Below are 24,271 nucleotides of genomic sequence, written 5' to 3'. Positions count from 1 at the left end.
GCGTTAGCGGCGCGGCGCCGCGCGCTGGGGCGGCGCCGTCTGCGGGACGGGTCCGGACTGGAGCGGCAACGCTGACGGGGCCATTGTCCGGATTGAGGCCTGCGGCTTTGCGTGAGCCGCTGCAACCCGATGTACGAAGCGCAGCTTGTCCACTACCGGCGCGGCCAGCGTGAACGGATAGCCATCGGGCATCCCGAGGCTGCGGTTCAAACTGTTCAACACATACGTGAGCGGAAACCAGCGCTTCATCAGATTCTCGAAGCTGGCGTCCTCCACAGGCGTGCGGTCAGTCAGCGTCGGCTCGCTCGGGTCGTCGGGCAGCAGCGCGACGCCATATGAGGTCGACGTATCCAGGACGTCGACGATCAGCAGGTAATGCGCCCACGTCTCGGCCCAATCTTCCCAGGGATGCATGGTGGCGTACGCGCTGATGAAGGACGCCTGCCAGTCGGCCGGCGCGCCATTGCGATAGTAGGCCAGCAGCGCCTCGCCGTAGTCGGCGCGTTCGTCGCCGAACAGATTGCGATACGGCTCGATCCAGCGCGGGTCGTTCTCCACCAGCTGACTGAAGTAGTAGTGGCCCGACTCATGGCGGAAGTGGCCGAGCAAGGTGCGATATGGCTCGCCCATCGCGGTGCGGACCCTTTCGCGGTAGGCGTCGTCGGCTTCGGCGATGTTCAGCGTAATCAGGCCGTTGTCGTGGCCGGTCATCACCTTTTCGCCATCGCCGCTGTCTTCGAGGAATTCGAAGGCGAGGCCGTGCTCCGGATCGGTCTGGCGCGATGGCACGTCGAGGCCGAGCGCGGCCAGCGTGTACAGCAGACGCCGTTTCGCCACTTCCATCCGATACCAGTAGAACCGGTTGTCCGTCGTGCCCAGATTCGGAATCGTGAGCGTCAGCTGGCAGGCGTGGCACAGCGCGTCGGGCGAATCGGCGGGGATCATCCAGTTGCAGATATTTTCGACGGCATAGTTGTGGCACTGCCGGAACAGCGCCCCCCCGGCGCCTGGATGCAGGCTGCGCCAGCGCCCTTCGCCGGCTTCTTCGAAGGCGCTGATTTCGGCCAGTTCCGGCACATAGCCGAGCAGCGCGTCGCAACGTTCGCAACGAACGTTTTCGTAGAACACGAGGTGCGAGCAGCGATTGCAGTGGAAGGTTTTCATCGTTCGGAGACTCCGCAATCTTCATGCCGCATTTGCCAGACGTCACTGGTTTAACGCACATTACGTGCATCATCGTGCATCGGCGCTGCGCCGCTTTGGTGCGCCGGGCCGGAAAAGGCAGTGGAAAGACGCGCTGTTCGATCGACCGGACGGTCGGCAGACGCGGCAGACTTCAAAGCAGGCTGTCATCCGGGCGGTACAGATAACTCACGCGGTTTTTCGATCCACGGCATGAAGCTTGCTTTTGGCGGGCTGCCATCCCTTGTCCCAGGAGTCCAGTGTGTCCATACGCGTCGCGTTGAATCATGTCACACATTATCGCTACGACAGGCTGGTTGCACTGTCGCCTCAGGTCGTGCGTCTGCGGCCTGCGCCCCATTGCCGGACCCCGATTCTGTCGTATTCGATGCGGGTCGAACCGGCCGAGCACTTCATCAACTGGCAGCAGGACGCGTTCGCCAATTATCAGGCGCGTCTCGTGTTTCCCGAGAAGACACGCGAATTCAAGGTGACCGTGGATCTGGTCGCCGAGATGGCGGTCTACAACCCGTTCGACTTCTTTCTCGAACCGTCCGCCGAGCAATTCCCCTTCGAGTATGCGCCGGGCCTCGCGCAGGAACTCGCGCCGTACCTCGTCAAACGCACCCCGACGCCGCGCTTCGCCGATTTTGTCGCGAGTATCGACCGGACGCCCAAGCGCACCGCCGACTTCCTCGTCGAACTGAATCAACGCTTGCAGCGTGAAATCCGCTATCTGATCCGCATGGAGCCGGGCGTGCAGACGCCCGAAGAAACGCTGACCCATGCGTCGGGTTCATGCCGCGATTCGGGCTGGCTGCTGGTCGAGACTTTGCGGCAACTGGGTCTGGCGGCGCGTTTCGTGTCCGGCTATCTGTTGCAGCTCGCGCCCGATACCAAGTCCATCGACGGCCCGAGCGGCACCGAAGTCGACTTCACCGATCTGCACGCCTGGTGCGAGGTGTACTTGCCGGGCGCCGGCTGGATCGGCTTCGATCCGACCTCCGGCCTGCTTGCCGGTGAAGGGCACATTCCGGTCGCCTGCACGCCGGAACCCGGCAGCGCGGCGCCGATCTCCGGCGCGGTCGACGAATCCGAAGTCGAGTTCGAGCACATCATGTCGATCGAGCGCGTGCTCGAGACGCCGCGCGTCACCAAGCCGTACAGCGAAGAGGTGTGGAGCGACGTCTTGCAAATGGGCGCGCAGGTCGACCAGCAGCTGGGCGAGATGGACGTCCGCCTGACGATGGGCGGCGAGCCGACCTTCGTGTCGGTGCGCGACCGCGACGCCGCCGAATGGAACACCGACGCGCTCGGCCCCACCAAGCGCGGCTATGCGGTGGCGCTGATGGACAAGCTGCGCGCGCGTTACGGCGCGAACGGCTTTCTGCATATCGGCCAGGGCAAGTGGTATCCGGGCGAGCAGCTGCCGCGCTGGGCGATGTCGCTCTACTGGCGCGCCGACGGCGAGCCGTGCTGGCAAGACCCGTCGCTCTTTGCCGACGAACGCGCGCCGGGCGCCTACACCGCCGAGGACGCACAGCGTTTCCTCGCGCATCTGGCGGGCAAGCTGTCGCTCGACAAGGCGTGCATCCACGCCGGTTTCGAGGACGCCTGGTACTACCTGTGGCGCGAGCGCCGTCTGCCGGTCAACGTGGACCCGTTCGATGCGCGTCTGGACGACGAAATGGAGCGTGCGCGCTTGCGGCGCGTGTTCGACGCCGGTTTGACGAGCGCCACCGGCTACGTGCTGCCGCTCGCCCGTGAACGCGACGTGCCGCATCAGCCGCCGACATGGGTCACGGGCCGCTGGTTTCTGCGCGACGAACGCATGTACCTGATCCCCGGCGACTCGCCGATGGGTTATCGCCTGCCGCTCGACTCATTGCCGTGGGTGTCGAAGACCGACTATCCGTATCAGCACGCCCACGATCCGTTTGCGCCCCCGGCGCCGTTGCGCTCGGCCGTGCAATTGCGGATGCAGTACGAAGGCGAATCCCGCAACATGACCGCCGCCGACGCGCGCAATGCGGCTGCGTTGTCGTCTTCGGCGGCCGACTTGCTGAGCGGCATGCCGGGCAGCGGCGCGTTGGCCTACGCGCCGGACCCGCAGCGGGCGCCGGCCCGCGGACAGTCGTCGAAGGAGACGATTCGCACGGCGATCTGCGTCGAAGCGCGCGACCCGAAACGTGCCGCCGGTCCCAAAGCGGAGACCGAGGCGTTCGGCAGCGGCGACAAGCTGCTGCATGTGTTCATGCCGCCGCTCACCGAACTCGACGACTATCTCGAGCTGCTCGCCGCAATCGAAGCGACGGCCGCCGAGTTGCGGATGCAGGTGATTGTCGAAGGCTACCCGCCGCCGCGCGACCCGCGGCTGAAAGTGTTGCAGGTGACGCCGGACCCGGGCGTGATCGAGGTGAACATTCACCCGGCGTCGAGCTGGGACCAGCTGGTCAGTCACACCGAGTATCTGTATCAGTCGGCGCATGAAACCTATCTGAGCACCGAGAAGTTCATGACCGACGGCCGGCATACGGGGACCGGCGGCGGCAATCACTTCGTGCTCGGCGGCGCGACGCCGGCCGACAGTCCGTTCCTGCGCCGTCCCGATCTGCTCGCCAGTTTGATCGCGTACTGGCACAACCATCCGTCGCTGTCGTATCTGTTCTCAGGGCTCTTTATCGGGCCGACCAGCCAGGCGCCGCGCGTCGACGAGGCGCGTAACGACCAGGTCTACGAGCTGGAGGTGGCGTTCCGCGAATTGCAGCGGCAGATCGACCTGCTCGGCGGGCGCGAAAGCGCGAGTTTGCCGGCCTGGATGATCGACCGGTCGCTGCGCAACATCCTGATCGACGTGACCGGCAACACGCACCGCGCCGAGTTCTGCATCGACAAGCTGTATTCGCCCGATGGCCCGACCGGCCGCCTCGGCCTGCTGGAATTGCGCGGCTTCGAAATGCCGCCGCATGCGCGCATGAGTCTCGTGCAGCAGTTGTTGCTGCGCGCGCTGGTGGCGCGTTTCTGGCACACGCCTTACACGCAGCAGCTCACGCGCTGGGGCACCGAGCTGCACGACCGGTTCCTGCTCGGCACCTTCGTGAAGATGGATTTCGACGATGTGCTGGGCGAATTGAATGAGGCCGGTTTTGCGTTCGACAGCAGCTGGTTCGCGCCGCACTTCGAGTTCCGTTTCCCGCTGGTCGGCGAGGCGACCGTAAACGGCGTCGCGCTGACCATCCGCAACGCGCTCGAACCGTGGCACGTGATGGGCGAGGAGGGCTCGGCGGGCGGGACGGTGCGGTACGTGGATTCGTCGGTGGAACGGCTCGAAGTGCACGCGCTCGGCTTGAACGGCAACCGCCATGTACTGGCCGTCAACGGCGTGCCGGTGCCGTTGCAGCCGACTGGCCGCGTCAGCGAGTATGTGGCCGGCGTGCGGTTTCGCGCGTGGTCGCAGCCATCGGCGCTGCATCCCACCATCGGCGTGGACGCGCCGCTCACTTTCGATCTGGTCGATACATGGAGTGGCCGTTCGGTGGGCGGATGCCAGTATCATGTCGCACATCCGGGTGGGCGCAATTACGAGACCTTCCCGGTTAACGCCTACGAGGCGGAAAGCCGGCGGCGCTCACGCTTCTTCGCGTCCGGGCATACGCCGGGGCCGCTCGCGGTGGACACGCCGCAGCGCAGCCTCGAGTTTCCGTTCACGTTGGACTTGCGCTACTGGTAAAACGCAGCAGAACTTTAAACCGACACGATCTTGGCCTTTCAATCGACTTTTCCCTTCGAAGCGTCCGCGGCGCGCGCGGACGCTTCATCCCTGCTGCGGCTGTTGCCGGCCTACGAAGGACACTGGGACGAGTTGCGCGACGTGTCGGGCGCGCTGCGCGAGCCGTGGCGGCAATTTTTCGAGCGGCTCGGCGAAGACGGTATCGCGCGGCTGGACCACAACTGTGCTTCGGTCGCGCAGCAGGTCCGCGACAACGACATCAGCTACAACGTCTACGCGGACAACGGCGTGCCGCGGGCCTGGGCGCTCGACCTGCTGCCGTTCCTGATCAGCGAGGCCGAGTGGGCGCATATCGAGCGGGGCGTGACGCAGCGCGCGCATCTGCTCAATGCGATCGTCGCCGATATCTACGGGCCGCAGACCCTGCTTCAGCGCGGGCAGTTGCCGCCCGCGCTGGTGTTCGGGCATCCGGGCTATCTGCGTTCGGTGAAGGGCTACACGCCGCCGGGCGGCCAGTACCTGCAAGTGGTCGCGCTCGATCTGGCGCGCCCGCCGAGCGGCGAGTGGACCGTGATGGCGCACCGCACCGAGGCGCCGTCCGGCCTCGGCTACGCGCTGGAGAACCGGCTGATCGTGTCGAGCCAGTTCGCCGACCCGTTCCGCACGATGCACGTGAGCCGCCTCGCGCCGACCTATTCGCAACTGATCGCGACGCTCGCGCAGGCGGCGCAGGCCACCATGCGGCACGACTCAGCGGCAAAAGATACTTCGCCGCATATCGCGTTGCTCACGCCGGGGCCGTTTAGCGAAACCTACTTCGAGCACGTGTTTCTCGCGCGTTATCTCGGCGTCACGCTGGTCGAAGGCAAGGACCTGACGGTGCGCGACGACATGCTGTATCTGAAGACGCTCGCCGGTCTCGAACGCGTGCACGTCGTACTGCGCCGGCTGGACGATGCGTTCTGCGACCCGGTCGAATTGCGCGCCGATTCCACCATCGGCGTGCCCGGTCTGTTGCAGGTGATGCGCGCGGGCAACGTGATCGTCTCGAACGTGCCGGGCTCGGGCTTCGTCGAATCGCCGGCTTTGCATGGTTTTTTGCCGGGCATTGCGGAGGTCCTGCTCGACGAAGATCTCGTGTTGCCGAGCGTGCCGACCTGGTGGTGCGGCGAAGATGCGGCGCGCGAGCACGCCTTCGCGCGTCTGGACGAAGCGTTCGTCGTGCCGACGTGGCCGGTCGCGCCGCGCGACGCGCCGCCCGGCGTCGAGCAGGGCAGGCAGCGGCTCGCGGCGTGGCGCGATCGCATCGAAGCCATGCCCGACACCTTCACGATCCAGCAGCCGCTGCGCTTTTCGTGCACGCCGCGCTACGAAGAGGGCACGCTTGGCCGCCGCCCCTCGGTGTTGCGCGTGTACGCGATCGCCGATTTCAACGGCGGCTGGCATGTGATGCCCGGCGGCTTCACGCGGATGGCCGCCGAACGCCAGGCGACCGTCTCGATGCAGTACGGCGGCAGCAGCGTCGATACGTGGGTGCTGTCGAGCCAGCCCACTTCGACCTTCACGCTGCTGCCTTCGCCGATGCAACCCGCGGACCTCGCGCGCAAGCATCGGACCGTGTCGAGCCGGGCGGCGGAAAATCTCTTCTGGGCCGGACGCTACGGCGAACGCTCCGAAAACAACGTGCGGCTCCTGCGGCTGATTCTCGACTCGCTGGAAGGCAACGATGCCGACGCGATGTTTCCCACGCTGGTCGAGCTCGCCGTCCACTGCGGTCTCGTGCAGGCCGGCGACATGTTTTCGCCGAACTCGCCGCAAGCGTTCGAGCGTGCGCTGGTCGCGAACCTGAGCGAGGCCACCGGCCCCGCGAGCATCGGCCAGAATCTCGCGTGGCAAGCGCGTTCGAACGGCGAGGTGCGTGGGCGTCTGTCGAACGATCACTGGCGCACGATTCTCGCAGCGCGTAACGACTTCCGCGACGCGTTGCAGGAACTGCTGCCGGCTACGGACTCGAACGGCAATGGAGCGCAAGGCAACGGCCGCGCTGAGCGCATCGAGCGCATCGACCGTTATGACCGCGTGACGCTGATGAGTGCGCTCGAGCGCCTGTCGGTGCAACTGTCGGCGATCAGCGGCGCGCAAGGTGACCGCATGACGCGCGACGAAGCCTGGCGCCTGCTGTTCGCGGGGCGGCACATCGAACGCGTAGCGGCGATGACGTCGATTCTGCGCGTGGTCGCCGACAAGGGCCGGCTCGCCACGCCCGCCGGCTTCGATCTGCTGTTGCAGCTGTTCGACAGCACGCTGACGTATCGCGCGCTCTATCCGGGCCGCTTCGAAGTGCCTGCCTTGCTCGATCTGCTGGTCATCGAGCCGACCAATCCGCGCGCCCTGTATGGCGTCTATGAGCGCCTGCGCAAGAAGCTCGACGAGATTGCGGTGGCGGCGGGCAGCATGCGGCATCGTCCGTTCGCGGACCTGATGCCGCCCGCCGGATCATTGCCGACGCTCGAACGTCTGTGCGCGACCGACGAAGACGGCGCCTACGCCGACCTGATCGCGGTCTGCGATCAGGTCGGCGGCTTTGTCGCCGCGGCGGCGCATGAGATCAGCGCGCGCTATTTCAGTCACGCGAGTACCGTTGCATCGCAGGTGTGGTCATGAAGAGCGCGCAAACCGTATTGTCCGTATCGCATCGCACCACCTATCACTACTCGACCTACGTCGAGACCGCGCAGCATCTCGCGACGATCCGGCCGATCGTGTGCGCGTGGCAGCGCGTGGTGTCGCATAGCGAGCGGATCGAGCCGGAGCCGTCGTATCTGAATAGCCGTATCGATGCATTCGGCAACGACGTGCTGTACTTCGCTCTGGACGCCCCGCACGAACGCCTGCAACTGGTGAGCGAAACGACGGTGGCGCTCACGCCGCGCTGGACCGACCTCGATCCGCTCGCGACACCCGAATGGGAAGACGTGGCGGACGCGCTGCGCTTTCGCGTCGGCGGCCAATTCCGGCGCGAAGCCGAATTCTGTTTCGCGTCGCCGAATATCGTGCCGCGGCCGTCGCTGCGCGACTATGCGTTGTCCAGCTTTCCACCGGGCACGCCGATCGCGGCGGGTGCGATCGATTTGATGCACCGGATTCACGAAGACTTCGAATACAAACCCTCCGCGACGATGTTCGATACGCCCGCGGACCGCGCCTTCGAGTTGAAGAGCGGCGTGTGCCAGGATTTCGCGCAGGTGATGATCGGCTGCTTGCGCTCGCTGGGTTTGCCGGCGCGGTATGTGAGCGGTTATCTGCGTAACGATCCGCCGCCAGGGCAGCCGCGGTTGATCGGGGCGGATGCGTCGCATGCGTGGGTGTCTGTGTATTGTCCGGGCAGCGGCTGGATCGATCTCGATCCGACTAACGACGTGCTCGCCGATATGGATCACGTGACGCTCGCGATCGGGCGCGATTACAGCGATGTGTCGCTGCTGCGCGGGATGATTCTTGGCGGCGGGGCGCATCGGGTGGAGGTGGGGGTGACGGTGCTGGCGTTGTAGTTGTAGTTCCCCGGTAATCCCCCGGTCTTCCAGTTCTCCAGCAAGTTCGTGTTCCGATACGCCGGCCGACGTCTCTCCTGAGTCAAGACTTCGCCGCCCACATGCGCGAATCCACAAAAAACTTGACTCTGTGCGTATGCACATATAGACTGCACAGCATGAACCGCCCTCTCTCTTACGACGAATGCAACTGTTTCGCGCTGCGCCAGGCGGCGCGGCACGTCACGCAGATCTACGAACGCCATCTCGGCCAGGTCGGGCTGACGGCCGCGCAGTTCACCATCCTCGCGAAGCTGGCGCGCACGCCCAATACGCCGATGGCGGACCTCGCGGACGCCATGGTGATGGAGCGCACTACGCTGGTCCGCGCGTTGAAACCTTTGCAGCGCGACGGTCTGCTGAGCGCCGAAGCGGCTGAGCACGACGGCCGCACGTATCTGTTCAGTCTCACGGAAAAGGGCGAAACGACCTTCGACCAGGCGGCCGTCGCCTGGCGGGCCGCGCAGGACGAGTTCGAGGAAAAGTTCGGCCACGCACGCGCGAAAGCGCTGCGCTCCGAGTTGTTCAGCATCACAGGCTAAAAGGCGCACAAGCTCGTTCCGGCGAGCTTCAGTACGTCTTGTTGTGTGCATACGCACTTTTAAAAAAGGAAGCGCGGCAATGAAAGGCATACTCGACGACGACTGCTTTGCGATCCGTCAGGCCGCGCGCTACGTATCGCAGATTTACGACCGCCATCTGGCGCATGTCGGCCTCACGATCACGCAGTACTCGCTGTTGGGGCGCTTAAGGCGTGAGGGCTCGATGACGATGAGGCAACTGGCCGAAGCCATGCGCATGCAGCGCACCACGCTGGTCCGCACGATCCAGCCGCTGCGGCGCCACGGGCTGGTGTCGAGCGAAGCGCTCGGCCAGGACGTGCGGGCATTGTCGATTTCGCTCACTGCTGCAGGTGAAGCGCGGCTCAAGACGGGACGCGAACATTGGTATGCGGCACAAGCCGAATTCGAGCACCGTTTCGGCGAGCAACGCGCGGCAGCATTGCGCGGCGAACTGTTCGCGATGACACGAGATTCCATCTGAAGCCCGCAGCCAGCGGAGCAGGGCCGGCGCAGCAGAACCGCGCCGTTTTTTTCAGCCTAACCAGTGCATACGCACATTTAATCATGTCCACTACACCCTCGACTCTTGCACCGCCCAGCGCGGCCACCGCCGCCAAAGCCGCACGGCGTATTCCATGGATGCTGCTGGCGATCCTCACGGTGCTCGCCGTGCTGGCGATCGCCGCGTCGTACTGGTTTATCGCTGGCCGCTTTGTCGAAACCACCGACGATGCGTATGTCGGCGGCGACGTCACGGTCATGGCGCCGAAGGTGAATGGTTTCGTGACTGATGTGCTGGTGCGCGACAACCAGTTCGTGCACGCGAACCAGGTGCTGATCCGGCTCGACGCGCGTGACTATGACGCCCGCCTCGCGCAAGCCACCGCCGAAGTGCAGAGCGCGCAAGCCGCGGTCATCGAATTGCAGGCGAAGAAATCCTTGCAGCTCGCCACCATCAACGAGCAGGCCGCGGAGGTCCGCGCCTCGGGCGCCGAGTTGACGCGCAGCGCGGCCGATCAGACGCGCTATCGCGAGCTGGTGAAAGACGATGCGGTATCGAGCCAGGTCGTCGAACGGGCCGAGGCCGATCTGACCAAGGCACATGCCGCGGTGGACCGCAGCAGTGCGGCATTGACGGCGGCGCAACGCCAGATCGCCGTGCTCGACGCGCAGATCGGCGACGCCCTGGCGCGCATCGCAACCGCGCAGGCGGCGCAGCGCGTCGCGGCATTGAATGTCGAGTACACGACGATACGTTCGCCGATCGACGGCTATGTCGGCAATCGCACCGCGCGCGTCGGCCTGCTGGCGAATACCGGCGTTTCGCTGCTTACGGTGGTGCCGTCGAACGGATTGTGGATCGACGCCAACTTCAAGGAAGACCAGTTGAAGAAGATGCGCGTCGGCGACAGCGTCGATGTGGATCTCGATGCGTCGAGCAAACGGATTCGCGGCGTGGTGGAGAGCCTGGCGCCCGCGACCGGCGCGACCTTCAGCGTGCTGCCCGCGGAAAACGCCACCGGCAACTTCACGAAGATCGTGCAGCGGGTGCCGGTGCGGGTGCGTCTGACCGTGCCGCAAGACATGCAAGGCGTGCTGCGCCCCGGTTTGTCGGCGACGGTGAAGGTCCATGTCGACACGAACAACGTGCCGGCCCGCGGATAACGATCATGAGCCACGCCCATCCCTCCCATCCCGTCAATCCCGCGGATCAGCCGACGCGCACCAAAGTCTTCGCGTTCGCGCTGATGTGCCTCGGCTTTTTCATGGCGACGCTCGATATCCAGATCGTTGCGTCGTCGCTCAAAGATATCGGCGGCGGTTTGTCCGCGAGTCAGGACGAACTCTCGTGGGTACAGACGTCATATCTGATCGCCGAAATTCTGGTGATTCCGATGTCCGGCTGGCTCACGCGCGTATTCTCGACGCGCTGGCTGTTCGCGTTCTCCGCGCTCGGCTTCACGATCACCAGCATGCTGTGCGGCCTCGCATGGGACATCAACTCGATGATCCTGTTCCGCGGCCTGCAAGGCGCGCTCGGCGCCGCGATGATTCCAACCGTGTTCACCACCGCGTTCGTGCTGTTCCCCGGCAAACAGCGGCTGATCGCGTCCACCACCATCGGCGCGCTGGCGTCGCTCGCGCCGACCGTCGGTCCGGTCATCGGCGGCTGGATCACGTCGCAATGGTCGTGGCACTGGCTGTTCTATCTGAACCTGGTGCCGGGCCTCGCCGTCACGCTGATGGTGCCGAAGTACGTTCATATCGACGAGGTCGATCTTTCGCTGCTGAAAAAAGGCGATTACCTCGGCATTCTGCTGATGTCCGGTTTCCTCGGCTGCCTCGAATACGTGCTGGAAGAAGGCCCGCGCAAGAACTGGTTCGGCGACGACATGATCATTCTGTGCACATGGGTCTCGGCGATCTGCGGCTTTCTGTTCATCGTGCATGCGTTCACGGCGAAAGAGCCGATCGTCGATTTGCGCGCGCTGGCGATTCGCAACTTCGGCATCGGCAGCTTGCTGTCGTTTATCACCGGAATCGGGATTTTCTGCGCGGTGTTTCTGACGCCGGTATTTCTGTCGCGCGTGCGTGGCTTCGATTCGTTGCAGATCGGTTTGGCCTTGCTGTCGGTCGGCTGCTTTCAGCTGCTGGCACTGGCTGCCTATTCGACGCTGGCCCGTGTTATCGACATGCGCTTGCTGATGATAGCCGGGCTCGTGCTGTTCGGCGTCGGCTGTTATCTGTATGTGCCGTTGACGAATCAATGGGGCTGGCAGGAGCTGCTGATTCCGCAGGCGCTGCGCGGCATCGGCCAGCAGTTCTGCATTCCGCCGATCGTGACGATGGCGCTCGGCTCGCTGCCGCCGTCGCGGCTGCGCTCGGCAAGCGGGCTGTTCAACCTGATGCGCAATCTCGGCGGCGCGATCGGCATCGCCGTCAGCAGCACGATGCTCAACGATCGCCTGAACCTGCATTACGAGCGGCTCGACGAGCATGTGAGCGCCGGCCGTCCAATTGTCGAATCGATTTTGCGGCAGCAGAGCGCGCATTTCGCGGCAGTCGGCGGCGATGCGCTCAATGCGGCGAACGCGGGCCTCGGTGCCTTGCATGCATTGTTGATGCGCGAAGCGCTCGTTCTGACTTTTTCCGATACTTTTTTCGCGTTGTCGCTGTGTTTTGTGGTCGGTTTGCTCAGCGTGGCGTTTTCCCGACCGTTCGGCAACACCGCGCCGCCCCCTGACGCTCATTGAGGAACCCGCATGAAATCGATCGTTATGAAAGCGCTGGCGAGCGCGGCCCTGCTCAGCCTTGCCGCGTGCGCGGTGCAACCGGCCACGCACGCGGACCTGCCGCATACGGTGCAAACCGTCGCGCCGGACGCATGGAACGTCGACGCGCCGCAAGACAGCGTGACCGCGCGCGCCTGGTGGACGCAATTCGGCGACCCGGTGATGCATCAACTGGTCGAATCGGTGCTGACCGGCAATCTCGACGTGCAGGCGGCGGTGGAGCGCGTGAAGCAGGCGCAGGACCTGACGACGCAGACGCGCGCCGCGTTGTTGCCTGAACTGAACGCCGGCGCCACTGCTTCCGACGCACGCCAGAACACGCCGCCGCCGCTCGGTTATGTGCGCGAGGCCGGGGTCGGCGTGACGGCGAGCTGGACGCCGGACGTCTTCGGCGGCGAGCGTCTCGCGGTGCTCGCGGCGCAGGCGCAGGTGTCGGGTCGTCAGGCGGCCTTGAATCAGCTGCGTCTCGCGCTCGCGGCGAACACGGCGGCGGCTTATATCGATCTGCGCTGGGCACAGTCGCAATTGCAGATTCTCAGCGACAACGAGCAGATCCGCGCTCGTGCGTTGAAGCTCACGCAGGAGCGTCTGCATTTCGGGCTGTCGACGCAACTCGACGTCTCCCGCGCGCAGAATCAGTTGCAGGATTTGCAGGCGCAGATTCCGCGCGTGCAATCGATCGTGCAGCATCAGTTGAGTCTGATCGCGGTGTATTCGGGGCGCACGCCGGAAAGCGTCGACAACTTGCTGCTCGCGAATGCACGCGAGATTCCGGTGCCCGCGCAAAGCGTGCCGCAGACGCTGCCGTCCGAAGCACTGCTGCAGCGTCCCGACGTCCGCAATGCGTATGCCACTGTCGAACAGCGCGCGGCGGAAGTGGGCGTGTCGAAGGCGCAGCGCTATCCGCAGTTCAAGCTCAATCTCGCCGACGGCCTGCTGGCGTCGTCGTATCTCGGCTTGCCGACGCTCACCGACAACCTGTTCAGCGCGGCATTGAGCGCGGCGAGTCCGATTTTCAACGCCGGCCGCATCACCGCGAACATCGACGCGAGCGAGAGCCGTATGCGCGAATCGCAACTCGGTTTGCAGCAAACCATGTTGCAAGCGCTCAAGGAAATCGAAGACAACCGCAGCGATCTGGTGAATGGCGCGGTGCAGGTGGAGCGCCTGGGCGGCGCGCTCGATGCATCGAATCACGCGCTGGGTCTGTCGAGCGAGCTGTACAAGGGCGGCGCGTCGAGTTTCCTCGATGTGCTGGCCGCTCAGGAAGCGTATCTGCGTGACGCGGAATCGTTGAACCAGGCCAAACGCGAGCACGCGCTCGCGGCCGTCGCGTTGTACCGGTCGCTGGGTGGCGGCTGGGATGTGCCTGACACGGTCACGGCCGCGTCGGCGAACTGATGCATGGGCGTCAAATGCCGCGGTAAAAGCGGCGGTAAAAGCAGTGGTAAAAGCAGTGGTAAAAGCAGTGGTAAAAGCAGTGGTAAAAGCAGTGGTAAAAGCAGTGGTAAAAGCAGTGGTAAAAGCAGTGGTAAAAGCAGTGGTAAAAGCAGTGGTAAATGCAGTGGCAAAACGCAGTCGTAGTCCAACTGGAGAGAAACAATGAGTACGCGAGAAGTGGTGATCTGCAATCCGGTGAGAACGCCGATCGGCGCGTTCGGCGGAGCGCTGAAAGATGTGCCCGCAACCGAACTCGGCGCGATCGCGGTGCGCGAGACGCTGCATCGCAGCGGTCTCGATGCGGCGGCGTTGGCGTCGGTGGTGATGGGCAACGTGATTCAGGCCGGCAACAAGATGAATCCGGCGCGCCAGGCGTCGATCGGCGGCGGCGTGCCGGTGGCCGTGCCGGCGCTGACCATCAACCGCGTATGCGGCTCGGGCGCCCAGGCGATTGCGTCGGCGGCGCAGGAAATCTGGCTGGGTTTCGGCGACGCGGCCGTGGCGGGCGGCATGGAAAACATGGACCGTGCACCGTATCTGCTCGACGGCGGCCGCTGGGGCTACCGGATGGGCAACGCGCAAATCCATGACAGCCTGCTGCGCGACGGCCTGAACGACGCGTTTTCCGGCGAGCATTCCGGCTGGCATACCGAAGACCTCGTCGCGCAATTCGACATCGCCCGCGAAACACAGGACCGCTGGGCCGCGCGTTCGCAACAACGCTTTGTCGCGGCGCAGGCGCGCGGCGACTTCAATGCCGAGCTGGTCGCCGTGGAAACGCAGGGACGCAAAGGCCCGCAGCGTTTCACGAGCGATGAACAACCGCGCCCGGACACGACCGTCGAAACGCTGGCCAAACTGCGTCCGGCGTTTCGTCCCGACGGCACGATCACCGCGGGCAACGCACCGGGATTGAACAGCGGTGCGGCGGCGATGCTGGTCGCCGAGCGCGGATTCGCCGAAGCGCGCGGCATCGAACCGTTCGCGCGGCTGGTGGCCTATGGCGTCGCGGCAGTGGAGCCGGGCATGTTCGGCCTCGGTCCGGTGCCGGCCGTGCAACTGGCGCTGGCGCGCGCCGGGTGGCAGTTGGGTGATGTCGAGCGCTTCGAGATCAACGAAGCCTTCGCCGCCGTGCCGATCGCGGTGGCGCGCAAACTCGGCATCGCGGACGAGCTGATCAACGTGCAAGGCGGCGCGATCGCGCACGGTCATCCGATTGGCGCAACCGGCGCGGTACTCACTACGCGGCTGCTTCATTCGCTGCGCCGCGACGGCCTGAAGCGCGGCATCGTTACGCTGTGCATCGGCGGCGGGCAGGGGATTGCGCTGGCGTTGGAACTGATCTGAGCGTGGCGGCGCGGGCGGGAGCGGGCGCGTTGCCGTGTTGCCGTCATTTGCACGGAGCCGACGAACATATCGGCTCCGTGCAAGCCACGCGCTTTGCCGCCAATTTTCCGACCCTTCGCCGCCCCAATGCGCGTTGCATGACTCACGAGGTTTTATCAGCAAATCGACGTCGAGCTTCCATTAATATTTTTTCTCCAGCATCGGTTTCGTTTAGCATCGTTGCCACTTTCACAAGAACACAGAGAGACATGGCCCTGATCGCTCGAAACCTGCTCGGCATCGCCGTTCTGCTGCTCATCGCATTCATCTTCTCCACCAACCGCCGCGCTATCCGCTTACGAACTGTAAGCACGGCGCTGCTCGCGCAAATCGGCATCGGGGCGTTCATTCTGTTCGTGCCGATCGGCAAGACGATCCTCGCGGCCGCTGCGTCCGGCGTCAATCACGTGCTCGGCTATGGCAATGCGGGCATCGAGTTCCTGTTCGGCGGCCTCGTGCAATCCAGGATGTTCCAGGTCTTCGGCGACGGCGGTTTCATTTTCGCCGTGCGTGTGCTGCCGGCCATCATTTTCGTCACCGCGCTGATCTCCGTGCTGTACTACCTCGGCATCATGCGCTGGATCGTGATCGTGCTCGGCACACTGTTCCAGAAGCTGCTGGGCGTATCGAAGCTCGAATCGTTTTCCGCGGTCACCACGATCTTTCTCGGCCAAAGCGAAATGCCTGCCGTGGTCAAGCCGTTCGCGCGCGACATGACCGGCGCCGAACTGTTCGCGGTGATGTCGAGCGGCATGGCGGCGATTGCCGGGTCGGTGCTCGCGGGCTATGCAGGCCTCGGCGTGCGGGTCGACTATCTGCTCGCTGCATCGTTCATGGCCGTGCCCGGCGGCCTGCTGTTCGCGAAGATCATCCACCCGTCGACCGAACCGAGCCGCGTGCAGCTCGATAACCTCAACTTCGACGAGAAGCGTCCCGCCAACGTCATCGAAGCCGCGAGTTCCGGCGCGACAGTCGGCCTGAAAATCGCCGTGATGGTGGGCGCGATGCTGATCGCGTTCGTCGGACTGATCGCCTTGCTGAACGGCGTTGTGGGCGGTATCGGCGGCTGGTTCGGCCACCCGCAACTGTCGATGCAATCGGTTCTCGGCGCCGTGTTCGCGCCGCTCGCGTATCTGATCGGCGTGCCGTGGAACGAGGCTGCACTGGCCGGCAATTTTCTCGGGCAGAAGATCATTCTCAACGAGTTCGTTGCCTATGCGTCGCTGTCGCCGTACCTGAAAGACGCCGCGAGCGTGAGCGCGGCCGGCCTGCGGGCGCTCGATCCGCGTACCATTGCCATTCTGTCGTTTGCGTTGTGCGGCTTCGCGAACTTCGCGTCGATCGCGGTGCTGACGGGCGGCTTCAGCGCCGTCGCGCCGGAGCGCCGTGCCGAAGTCGCGCGCTACGGCCTGCGTGTCGTGCTCGCCGCGACGCTCTCGAACCTGATGAGCGCTACGATTGCGGGCATGTTCGTTACGCTCAATTGAATCGAGGACCGCTGCATGAACATGGAACAACTGCTGGAACGCGCGGGCGCGGCCCGGGAAAAAGCCTACGCGCCGTATTCGAAATTCAAGGTCGGCGCTGCGCTGCTGACGAGAGACGGCCACGTGTTCGACGGCTGCAATGTCGAGAATGCTTCGTACGGACTGTGCAATTGTGCGGAACGTACGGCGTTTTTCAGCGCCATCGCCGCGGGCTATCAGCGCGACCAGTTCGCCGCGCTCGCCGTGATCGGCGACACGGATGGCCCCATCGCACCGTGCGGCGCGTGCCGCCAGGTGATCATCGAACTCGGCGGCCCTGAATTGCCGATCCGCCTCGGCAATCTGCGCGGCGCCACGCGCGACACCACCGCGCGCGAACAACTGCCGGACGCGTTCTATCTATGAGCAAGCACAAGGTTATCTACGACACCGATCCCGGTGTGGACGATGCAATGGCGCTGGTTTTTCAGGCGCTGCATCCTGACATCGAACTGCTTGGTCTCACGAGCGTATTCGGCAATGCCACGATCGAGACCACGACGCGCAACGCGCGGTTTCTGACCGCGCGTTTTGCTCCGCACGTGCCGGTCGCGCAGGGCGCCGCAGCGCCGCTCAAACGCGCGGCGCCCGAGCCGCTGGCGTGGATTCACGGCGACAACGGCCTCGGCAACATCGCGCTCGGCGCGCCTCACGAAGCCGTTGTCGAGACACGCTCCGCGCACCGTTTCATCATCGAAACCGTGCGCGCCCATCCCGGCGAAGTCACGCTGATCGCGGTCGGCCCGCTGACGAACCTTGCCTTGGCGCTCGCCGAAGATCCGCAGATCGCTGCGCTCGTCAAGCAGGTGGTCATCATGGGCGGCGCGTTCGGCACGGATGGCGTGCTGGGCAACGTGACGCCCGCTGCGGAAGCGAATATTCTCGGCGACCCCGACGCCGCCGATATCGTGTTCGGCGCGCCATGGCCGGTGGCGATCGTGGGGCTCGACGTCACGCAGCGAACCATCATGAGCCACGACTATCTCGCCTCGATCCGCGATCGCGGCGGCGAGGCGGGGCGTTTCGTGTGGGACGTGTCGCGGCACTACGAAGCCTTTCACGAGCAAAGCGCGCATCTCGCGGGTATTTACGTGCACGATTCGTCGGCGGTGGCGTATGTGCTCGCGCCGCATCTTTATACGACCCGCAGCGGTCCCGTGCGCGTGCTGACGGACGGCATTGCGGCAGGCCAAACCATCCAGAAGCCGTCGACGATGCCGGTGCCCGCGCCAGCCTGGGATGGCCGGCCGGCGTGCAAGGTCTGTGTGGCCGTGGATGTGCCCGGAATGCTCGCGCTTTACGAGGACACGGTGTGCGGCACGCTGCCGGCTCGTTGATCGTTCTTTGCATCGGGCAGGAGATCGCGGGAGATCGTAGGAGACCGCACGGACGCCGCCATCGATCGGACATTGGTCTGATATTGGTCTGACGTATGCCGCAGTGCATTGCAGCAAGCCGGTTCGGCACTCGCGCCCGATGCGGATCTTCAATCTTTGCTACATTCTTCACAGGCACTGCGTACACGGCGCGCGAGGCGCGCCTGGCAGCGCGGAACGCGTGACCCAATCTATCGGAGAGGCGAAAGATGCGAATTCTAGTAGTGGGTGCGGGCGCCGTGGGCGGCTACTTCGGCGGACGTCTCGCGGCAGCCGGCCAGGACGTGACCTTCCTGGTGCGCCCCGGTCGCGCGGAGAAACTCCAGCGTGACGGTCTCGTGATCCACAGCGTGCGCGGCGATCTCACGCTGCGCGAGCCCAAAACGATACTCGCCGGTGTCAGCGCGGAGCCGTTCGACCTGGTGCTGCTGGGTTGCAAAGCCTATAGCCTCGACGACGCGATCGACTCGTTCGCGCCGCTGGCCGGCGAGTCGACGCTGATTCTGCCGATGCTCAACGGTATGCGCCATATCGACGTGCTGACGGAAAAGTTCGGCGCATCGCGCGTATTGGGCGGACAGTGCGTGATCGCCGCCACGCTCAACGCCGAACAGCAGGTCGTGCATCTGAACGAGATGCACGCGATCACATTCGGCGAACTGGAAGGCGGCACATCGGAACGCGTGCAAGCGATCGCCGACGCGATGACCGGTGCGAATTTCGACGTGGTGGTCAGCGACAACATCCTGCTGCGCATGTGGGAAAAGTGGGTGTTCCTCGCGGCACTGGCGGCCAGCACGTGCTTGATGCGCGGCTCGGTGGGCGAGATTCTGGCCGCGCCGGACGGCAAGCGCATCATCGAAATTCTGCTCGGCGAGTGCCGGGCAGTCGCCGAACACAACGGCTTCACGATGGGCTCCGACTTCGACGGACGGGCGACCCAGACGCTCTTCACGCCTTCGCCGTTGACGGCTTCGATGCTGCGTGACGTCGAAAACCATTCGCATACCGAGGCGGATCATATTCTCGGCGACCTGATCTCGCGCGGCGGCGACGCGCAGAAGGGCGAACACGGGCTGTCGTTGTTACGCATCGCCTATAGCCATCTGAAGACCTACGAAGCGCGCCAGACCCGCACGTCGTAGACCTCGGCGTATGCGGATAGCAGCTTGACGATCGGAGGTAAAGCATGCCGGGTCCAACCGGTTCGGTGCCCGCGCTGAGTTCGGCGGCGGCTCCAATGAAAACGCGCGCGCCTCGCAGCAAACAAGGCACGCGCGTCGTTACAGCCAGGAAGGCTTAACGCTCGATCTGCCGGTTCCAGCGCGTATCCCACTGCGCGCGATGCGCATTGATCGTGTCCCAATCCACCACGGTCACCTTACGCACCAGATCTTCGACGTTGCCGAGGCTTTGCTGCATCGGCGGCGTCATCTTCGCGAGACGGTTGGTCGGAATCTGCTTGCCGGCCTCGGCGGCTTTCGTCTGAACCGGCGCGGACAACAGGAACTGCGCGAGTTTCTGCGCCAGTAGCGGGTCCGGGTCGTTGTTCACCACGCACAGATCGACCAGCAGCAACACCGGACCTTCCTTCGGGTTCACATACCCGACCGGAATGCCCTTGTCCTGCAAATCGCCGACGGCGGTCGGCGTCAGCGGGAAGAGACCCGCTTCGCCGGTCTGCACCATTTCGGAAATCTTCGCCGAATTCGGCACGTACTCGACGACGTTCGGGCCGACCGTGCTCGCCCACTTCGTGAAGGCGGGTTCGACGTTCTGCTCGCTGCCGCCCATCAAACGGTTGATGGCGAGAAAGCCGTGCAGACCGAAGGTACTGCTCGAAGCGGACTGAAACACCACTTTGCCCTTGTACTTCGGATCGGCGAAATCCATCCATGAGGTCGGCGGCGCCCAGCCTTTTTCAGCGAACAGTTTCTTGTTGTACGCGATACCGGTCATACCGAGTTGCACGCCTGCGCCCATGTCGTCCTTCATGCGCGCGAACGGATACAGTTCTTTGAGCACCGGCGCATCGTCGAGCTTCTTGCACACGCCCATGCTGACGGCGCGCGCCATCACGCCGTCGTCGAGAAACACCACGTGAATCTGCGGATTGGCTTTATTGGCGAGCAGCTTGGCGAGAATGTCCGACGAGGTGCCCGGCACCACGACCACTTTCACGTTGTTGGCTTTCTCGAAGTCGGGCAGCACCTGGCTCGTATAGGCCTTTTCCATCGGGCCGCCGTTCATGCCGATGTAGATGGTTTTGGTCTGCGACCACGCCGGCGCGGCTGCGCCGAACGCACACAACGCAGCTAGCGCCGCGATCGTTCTGAACAGTTTCATTGAGGGGCTCCTGAGTTTCGGCTAAAGGGCAATGGCTGGCAAATTAAGGGCAAATAAGCGGCAAATAAAGGGCAACTAGGTGACGGACGAAGTAGGAACGGCAGCGAAGCGGTCGATCGAGAAAGCGTCGAGCGGAGTCGCAGTCACACCGTCGACGACGAGGTCGGCGAGGATTTCGCCGACGCCCGGCGCGAGCAGAAAACCGCCGCCCGAAAATCCGAACGCATGCAACAGACGCGGCACCGTGCGGCTCGCGCCGATGATCGGATTGCTGTCGGGCGTACTGCCTTCGACTCCGCTCCACGTGCGGATCAGCAACGCATCGCGCAGCGCGGGCAGCAACGCGCACGCGTCGCGCATCACGGCGCGGGTCGTTTGCGTCGACGGCTGACCATATTCGCCGTCGCCATGTCCGCGTCCGCCGCCGATCACGCAATTGCCGCGCGCCACTTGCCGCGCGTAGATAGCGCCGCCATACACGCCCAGGTTGTGCGTGATGAAGGGCGGCAGCGGTTCGGTGACCCACATGTTCGGATAGATGGGCTTCATCGGCACCGTTTCGCCGAAGTCACCCGCCACCGTGTTGGCCCATGCGCCGGCCGAGTTGATCAGCCAGTCAGCGCTGATGCGCGCATCGCCGGCGCGCAATTGAAAGCGCGTGCCGTCGTGACGGATGTCGGTCAGTTCGCTTTGCTCGCGCACGTCGGCGCCTGCGGCTCGCGCGGCACGCGCAAACGCGGGCGACACGAGACGCGGATTCGCATGGCCGTCGCTTGCACACAGCGAGCCGCCGATCGCGGCTGCGCCCAGCCACGGATAGCGCTGGCGGAACGCCGTGCCGCTTATCAACTGCGTGTGCAGTCCGTGATCGCGCGCCATGTCGGCCCATGCTTCCAGCGCGGCAAGATCGGACTCGCTGCGCGCGAGCCGCAAATGCCCCGACACGACAAACTCGCCGTCGATGCCGATCAGTTCCGGCAAGCGGTCCCAGACGCGGCGCGCGCGCATCGCGAGCGGCATCTGTTCGACCGGGCGTCCCTGGCAGCGCACGCCGCCGTAGTTCACGCCGCTGGCTTGCGCGCCGCAATAGCGCCGCTCGAACAGGCCGACGCGCATGCCGCGCCGCGCCAGTGCCAAGGCCGCCGATGCGCCGACGAGACCGCCGCCCGCAATCGCGACGTCGTAGTGCAGGGCGTCACTCATCGCGCGCCTCGTCAGGAATCCCGGCGACGCCGTCGGCGTAGAGCGCGGGCGACAGCGGAATCGGTTTGACCGGCGGCTGGCTGCGCAAGCGTCCGACGGCTTCGAGCGGGCGGCCGGTTTCGTCGGCGAGCAGCGTCAGCGCCGCTTCGCCACACATGCGTCCCTGGCAGCGGCCCATGCCGACGCGGGTGAGCGCCTTGAGCCGGTTGATTTCGTTCGCCTCGCCAGCGCGGATGCAGCGCCGCAACGTGCCCGCATCGACTTCTTCGCAGCGGCACACGGTCATGCCGTCGGGCCATTGCGCCGCGCAATGCGCCGGCGGCGCGAACGCGGTTTCAATGCCCGCGCGAAACACGGCGATGCGTTGCAGGCTGCGTTCGAGCGAAGCCGCATCGCGCATGCCGGAGCCGCGTGGGTGGGCGATGCCGAGGTCGTCGAGCAAGGCCAGCGCGGTGCGGCGGCCGGCGAGTTCGGCGGCGTCGGCGCCCGCGATGCCCGCGCCGTCGCCGGCGAGATAGAGGCCGCGTACGGAACTGCGGCCGGCTGTATCGAGTTCGGGCAGCCAGCAACGGTTCTGCGTGTCGAAGCGGAAGCGGCAGCCGGCCAGATCGGCAAGCTGTGTTTCGGGCTTCAGGCCGAAGCTGATGCCGACCGCGTCGCATGCGAGCGTTTCGGTCCTGGTCCTGGTCCTGGTTCTTGAGCCGGCACGATTCGCGCGCCATTCGATCGCATTGACGCCTTGCTCGCCGTGAATGCCGGTCAACATCACATCGCGTTCGATCCGTACGCCGCGCAGGGTCAGCCAGCCGACGTAATACAGGCCTTTGGCGAACGTCGACGGCAGCCGCGCGAGCTTCGGCGCCGCGGCGATCTGTTGCGACAGCGGGCTCGTGTCGAGCACGGCCAGCACCTGCGCGCCCGCTTTCACGTATTGATACGCGACCAGATACAACAGCGGCCCCGTACCCGCCAGTACGACACGCTGACCGATCGCACAACCCTGAGCCTTCAACGCGACCTGTGCCGCGCCGAGCGTGTAGACGCCGGGCAGCGTCCAGCCGGGTACCGGCAACACGCGATCTGTCGCGCCGCTCGCAATGATCAGATGCGAGAACGGCACGCTGATCTCGCGTCCCGCGTGCAATGTGTCGAGGCGGCCCGGTTCGCACGCCCACGCGAGGGTGTCGGGGCGATAGTCGAGATGCGGCAGCAGCGCGGCCATCGTCGTGTGCAATGCGTCGGCTTTGTGCGCCTCGAAACCGTACAGGGCTTTCTTCGAGCGCTTGAAATTGCCTTGCAATGGCGGCTGCCGATAGATCTGTCCGCCCCAGCGCGCGTTTTCGTCGAGCACGACCGGTTTTACGCCGGCCGCTACGAGCGTTTCGGCGGCGCGCACGCCGGCCGGTCCCGCGCCGACGATCACCACACGGCGTTCGTCGCTCATCGTGGGTCTCCGTTTTCAGCGGCAGCGGCAACGGTCGCGGCAATCCCGGCGAGCCGCGTGACGACGCGCATGCCCGCGCTAACCGGCGTGGAGCAGGCGCGCAAACGCGTGCCGTCCTCGGTGCGCATCCAGCAGTCCTGGCACGCGCCGATCAGGCAGAAACCCGCGCGCGGCGAGCCGCTGAATTCGCTTTCGCGCACGCGCCGTTGTTGCATCAACACCGCGGTCAGCACTGTGTCGCCTTGCAGCGCGGCGGCTTCGCTTCCGTCGATGAAGAAGCTCAGCGGTTCGCGCTGCGTCTCGGCGAGGCGAACGAATTGCGCCTCGCGCCTGGGCACGGCGGCATCGGACAACGGCAGGTTCGGCGGCATGTGAGAGAGGGCAGTAGAAGGCATCAGTGCTGGCCGATCAGAATCCGGTTGAGCCCGTACACGCGATCGAGCAGCAGCATCGCGCCCGCGGTGATGAAGACCACCAGCGCGGACACCGAGGCCATCATCGGATCGATCGATTCGGTCGCGTACATGTACATGCGGACCGGCAGCGTGACGGTTTGCGGCGACGTGACGAAGATCGACATCGTCAGTTCGTCGAAACTATTGATGAAGGCGAGCAGCCAGCCGCCGGTAATGCCCGGCAGAATCATCGGAAAGGTGATGCGGCGAAACGTGGTCCACGCATCGGCGCCGAGCGAGTGCGCCGCATGTTCGACGCTGCGGTCCAGGCCGCTGGCCGAAGCCAGCACCAGCCGCATCACGAACGGCGTGATGATGATCATGTGCGCGAGCACCAGCCAGGCAAACGAACCGGTCGCGCCGATCAGCGCAAAGAAGCGCAGCAACGCAATGCCGAGCACGAGGCCGGGAATCACCAGCGGCGACAGCAGCAGGCCGTTCAGGAAGCCGCGGCCCGGAAAGCGCGTACGGCCGATCGCGAGCGCCGCGGGCAATGCGACGATCAGGGACAGCGTCGCCGAGGCAAACGCCAGCTTCAGGCTATTGACGAACGCCGAGATGAAATCGGGGTAGTTGAGGATCGCGCGGAACCAGCGCAGCGATACGCCGTGCGTGGGCAGCGTCAGTGTTTCGTCGGGCGTGAAGGCCACCAGCACGACGATCACGAGCGGCGCGAGCACGAAGGCAATGACGAGCGCGTGGAAAATCAACGCGATGGGGCCGTTTTTTCTCATGAT

Annotated in this window: 20 protein-coding genes; 14 read left to right on the top strand and 6 right to left on the bottom strand. The window is 64.8% G+C overall.

Annotated features, from left to right (window positions below; translation table 11 throughout):
- Positions 1-3 precede the first annotated feature (3 nt).
- Positions 4-1,164, bottom strand: a complete 1,161-nt coding sequence (locus AC07WT_RS33905; RefSeq protein WP_494950322.1) for a zinc-binding metallopeptidase family protein — start codon at positions 1,162-1,164, stop codon at positions 4-6.
- 280 nt (positions 1,165-1,444) lie between these two features.
- Between AC07WT_RS33905 and AC07WT_RS33900 the strand changes: the two genes are divergently transcribed.
- From AC07WT_RS33900 to panE, 14 genes are all read left to right on the top strand, one after another.
- Complete coding sequence (locus AC07WT_RS33900; protein WP_494950321.1) at positions 1,445-4,912, top strand: transglutaminase family protein; 3,468 nt, start codon at positions 1,445-1,447, stop codon at positions 4,910-4,912.
- 30 nt (positions 4,913-4,942) lie between these two features.
- The gene (locus tag AC07WT_RS33895) at positions 4,943-7,576 is read left to right on the top strand and encodes a circularly permuted type 2 ATP-grasp protein (protein WP_494950320.1); all 2,634 of its coding nucleotides are present in this window, start codon (positions 4,943-4,945) and stop codon (positions 7,574-7,576) included.
- A complete protein-coding gene (locus AC07WT_RS33890) occupies positions 7,573-8,463 on the top strand; it encodes a transglutaminase family protein (protein ID WP_494950319.1) in 891 nt (296 codons plus the stop codon). The genes AC07WT_RS33895 and AC07WT_RS33890 overlap by 4 nt, the downstream gene beginning before the upstream one ends.
- 158 nt (positions 8,464-8,621) lie before the next feature.
- Positions 8,622-9,044, top strand: a complete 423-nt coding sequence (locus AC07WT_RS33885; RefSeq protein ID WP_494950318.1) for a MarR family winged helix-turn-helix transcriptional regulator — start codon at positions 8,622-8,624, stop codon at positions 9,042-9,044.
- A 79-nt stretch (positions 9,045-9,123) separates the two neighbouring features.
- Complete coding sequence (locus AC07WT_RS33880) at positions 9,124-9,546, top strand: MarR family winged helix-turn-helix transcriptional regulator (RefSeq protein ID WP_494950317.1); 423 nt, start codon at positions 9,124-9,126, stop codon at positions 9,544-9,546.
- Positions 9,547-9,629: 83 nt separating this feature from the next.
- Positions 9,630-10,730, top strand: a complete 1,101-nt coding sequence (locus AC07WT_RS33875; protein ID WP_494950316.1) for an HlyD family secretion protein — start codon at positions 9,630-9,632, stop codon at positions 10,728-10,730.
- A gap of 5 nt (positions 10,731-10,735) precedes the next feature.
- Positions 10,736-12,319, top strand: a complete 1,584-nt coding sequence (locus tag AC07WT_RS33870) for a DHA2 family efflux MFS transporter permease subunit (protein ID WP_494950315.1) — start codon at positions 10,736-10,738, stop codon at positions 12,317-12,319.
- Positions 12,320-12,328: 9 nt separating this feature from the next.
- The gene (locus tag AC07WT_RS33865; protein ID WP_494950314.1) at positions 12,329-13,759 is read left to right on the top strand and encodes an efflux transporter outer membrane subunit; all 1,431 of its coding nucleotides are present in this window, start codon (positions 12,329-12,331) and stop codon (positions 13,757-13,759) included.
- 43 nt (positions 13,760-13,802) lie between these two features.
- Positions 13,803-13,964, top strand: a complete 162-nt coding sequence (locus AC07WT_RS33860) for a hypothetical protein (protein ID WP_494950313.1) — start codon at positions 13,803-13,805, stop codon at positions 13,962-13,964.
- The gene (locus tag AC07WT_RS33855) at positions 13,961-15,145 is read left to right on the top strand and encodes a thiolase family protein (RefSeq protein ID WP_494950312.1); all 1,185 of its coding nucleotides are present in this window, start codon (positions 13,961-13,963) and stop codon (positions 15,143-15,145) included. The genes AC07WT_RS33860 and AC07WT_RS33855 overlap by 4 nt, the downstream gene beginning before the upstream one ends.
- Before the next feature lie 248 nt (positions 15,146-15,393).
- On the top strand, positions 15,394-16,671 hold the full coding sequence (locus AC07WT_RS33850) for a NupC/NupG family nucleoside CNT transporter (RefSeq protein WP_494950311.1): 1,278 nt from the start codon (positions 15,394-15,396) through the stop codon (positions 16,669-16,671).
- 15 nt (positions 16,672-16,686) lie between these two features.
- Positions 16,687-17,076: a cytidine deaminase gene (locus AC07WT_RS33845; RefSeq protein ID WP_494950310.1), complete on the top strand. Its 390-nt coding sequence runs from the start codon at positions 16,687-16,689 to the stop codon at positions 17,074-17,076.
- Entirely contained in the window at positions 17,073-18,047 is a 975-nt protein-coding gene (locus AC07WT_RS33840; protein WP_494950309.1) for a nucleoside hydrolase, read from the top strand. Before AC07WT_RS33845 ends, AC07WT_RS33840 begins: the two co-directional genes overlap by 4 nt.
- Positions 18,048-18,295: 248 nt before the next feature.
- The gene (gene panE, locus AC07WT_RS33835) at positions 18,296-19,231 is read left to right on the top strand and encodes a 2-dehydropantoate 2-reductase (RefSeq protein ID WP_494950308.1); all 936 of its coding nucleotides are present in this window, start codon (positions 18,296-18,298) and stop codon (positions 19,229-19,231) included.
- 154 nt (positions 19,232-19,385) lie between these two features.
- Here the strand turns inward: panE and AC07WT_RS33830 are convergent, their stop codons facing one another.
- The 5 genes from AC07WT_RS33830 to AC07WT_RS33810 form a co-directional block, all read right to left on the bottom strand.
- Positions 19,386-20,432 carry an ABC transporter substrate-binding protein gene (locus tag AC07WT_RS33830; RefSeq protein ID WP_492594570.1) on the bottom strand — a complete coding sequence of 349 codons (1,047 nt, stop codon included), beginning with the start codon at positions 20,430-20,432 and terminating at the stop codon, positions 19,386-19,388.
- Between the two features lie 75 nt (positions 20,433-20,507).
- Positions 20,508-21,635 (bottom strand): NAD(P)/FAD-dependent oxidoreductase, encoded by a 1,128-nt coding sequence (locus AC07WT_RS33825; RefSeq protein ID WP_494950307.1) that lies wholly within the window; start codon positions 21,633-21,635, stop codon positions 20,508-20,510.
- The gene (locus tag AC07WT_RS33820) at positions 21,628-23,079 is read right to left on the bottom strand and encodes an FAD/NAD(P)-dependent oxidoreductase (protein ID WP_494950306.1); all 1,452 of its coding nucleotides are present in this window, start codon (positions 23,077-23,079) and stop codon (positions 21,628-21,630) included. Before AC07WT_RS33820 ends, AC07WT_RS33825 begins: the two co-directional genes overlap by 8 nt.
- A complete protein-coding gene (locus AC07WT_RS33815; RefSeq protein WP_494951111.1) occupies positions 23,076-23,450 on the bottom strand; it encodes a (2Fe-2S)-binding protein in 375 nt (124 codons plus the stop codon). Before AC07WT_RS33815 ends, AC07WT_RS33820 begins: the two co-directional genes overlap by 4 nt.
- A gap of 23 nt (positions 23,451-23,473) precedes the next feature.
- Positions 23,474-24,268 (bottom strand): ABC transporter permease, encoded by a 795-nt coding sequence (locus AC07WT_RS33810; protein WP_494950305.1) that lies wholly within the window; start codon positions 24,266-24,268, stop codon positions 23,474-23,476.
- Positions 24,269-24,271: the final 3 nt, after the last annotated feature.

Source organism: Paraburkholderia sp. GW821-FHT02A12, from assembly GCF_059422005.1.
The sequence above is the reverse complement of the archived record's forward strand: the minus strand, read 5'-3'. Positions and strand labels throughout refer to the sequence as shown.

Coding starts and splice junctions, on each gene's coding strand:
- AC07WT_RS33905 (WP_494950322.1), bottom strand. CDS start 1,164: ATGAAAACCTTCCACTGCAATCGCTGCTCGCACCTCGTGTTCTACGAA.
- AC07WT_RS33890 (WP_494950319.1), top strand. CDS start 7,573: ATGAAGAGCGCGCAAACCGTATTGTCCGTATCGCATCGCACCACCTAT.
- AC07WT_RS33885 (WP_494950318.1), top strand. CDS start 8,622: ATGAACCGCCCTCTCTCTTACGACGAATGCAACTGTTTCGCGCTGCGC.
- AC07WT_RS33880 (WP_494950317.1), top strand. CDS start 9,124: ATGAAAGGCATACTCGACGACGACTGCTTTGCGATCCGTCAGGCCGCG.
- AC07WT_RS33875 (WP_494950316.1), top strand. CDS start 9,630: ATGTCCACTACACCCTCGACTCTTGCACCGCCCAGCGCGGCCACCGCC.
- AC07WT_RS33870 (WP_494950315.1), top strand. CDS start 10,736: ATGAGCCACGCCCATCCCTCCCATCCCGTCAATCCCGCGGATCAGCCG.
- AC07WT_RS33865 (WP_494950314.1), top strand. CDS start 12,329: ATGAAATCGATCGTTATGAAAGCGCTGGCGAGCGCGGCCCTGCTCAGC.
- AC07WT_RS33855 (WP_494950312.1), top strand. CDS start 13,961: ATGAGTACGCGAGAAGTGGTGATCTGCAATCCGGTGAGAACGCCGATC.
- AC07WT_RS33850 (WP_494950311.1), top strand. CDS start 15,394: ATGGCCCTGATCGCTCGAAACCTGCTCGGCATCGCCGTTCTGCTGCTC.
- AC07WT_RS33845 (WP_494950310.1), top strand. CDS start 16,687: ATGAACATGGAACAACTGCTGGAACGCGCGGGCGCGGCCCGGGAAAAA.
- AC07WT_RS33840 (WP_494950309.1), top strand. CDS start 17,073: ATGAGCAAGCACAAGGTTATCTACGACACCGATCCCGGTGTGGACGAT.
- panE (WP_494950308.1), top strand. CDS start 18,296: ATGCGAATTCTAGTAGTGGGTGCGGGCGCCGTGGGCGGCTACTTCGGC.
- AC07WT_RS33830 (WP_492594570.1), bottom strand. CDS start 20,432: ATGAAACTGTTCAGAACGATCGCGGCGCTAGCTGCGTTGTGTGCGTTC.
- AC07WT_RS33825 (WP_494950307.1), bottom strand. CDS start 21,635: ATGAGTGACGCCCTGCACTACGACGTCGCGATTGCGGGCGGCGGTCTC.
- AC07WT_RS33820 (WP_494950306.1), bottom strand. CDS start 23,079: ATGAGCGACGAACGCCGTGTGGTGATCGTCGGCGCGGGACCGGCCGGC.
- AC07WT_RS33815 (WP_494951111.1), bottom strand. CDS start 23,450: ATGCCGCCGAACCTGCCGTTGTCCGATGCCGCCGTGCCCAGGCGCGAG.
- AC07WT_RS33810 (WP_494950305.1), bottom strand. CDS start 24,268: ATGAGAAAAAACGGCCCCATCGCGTTGATTTTCCACGCGCTCGTCATT.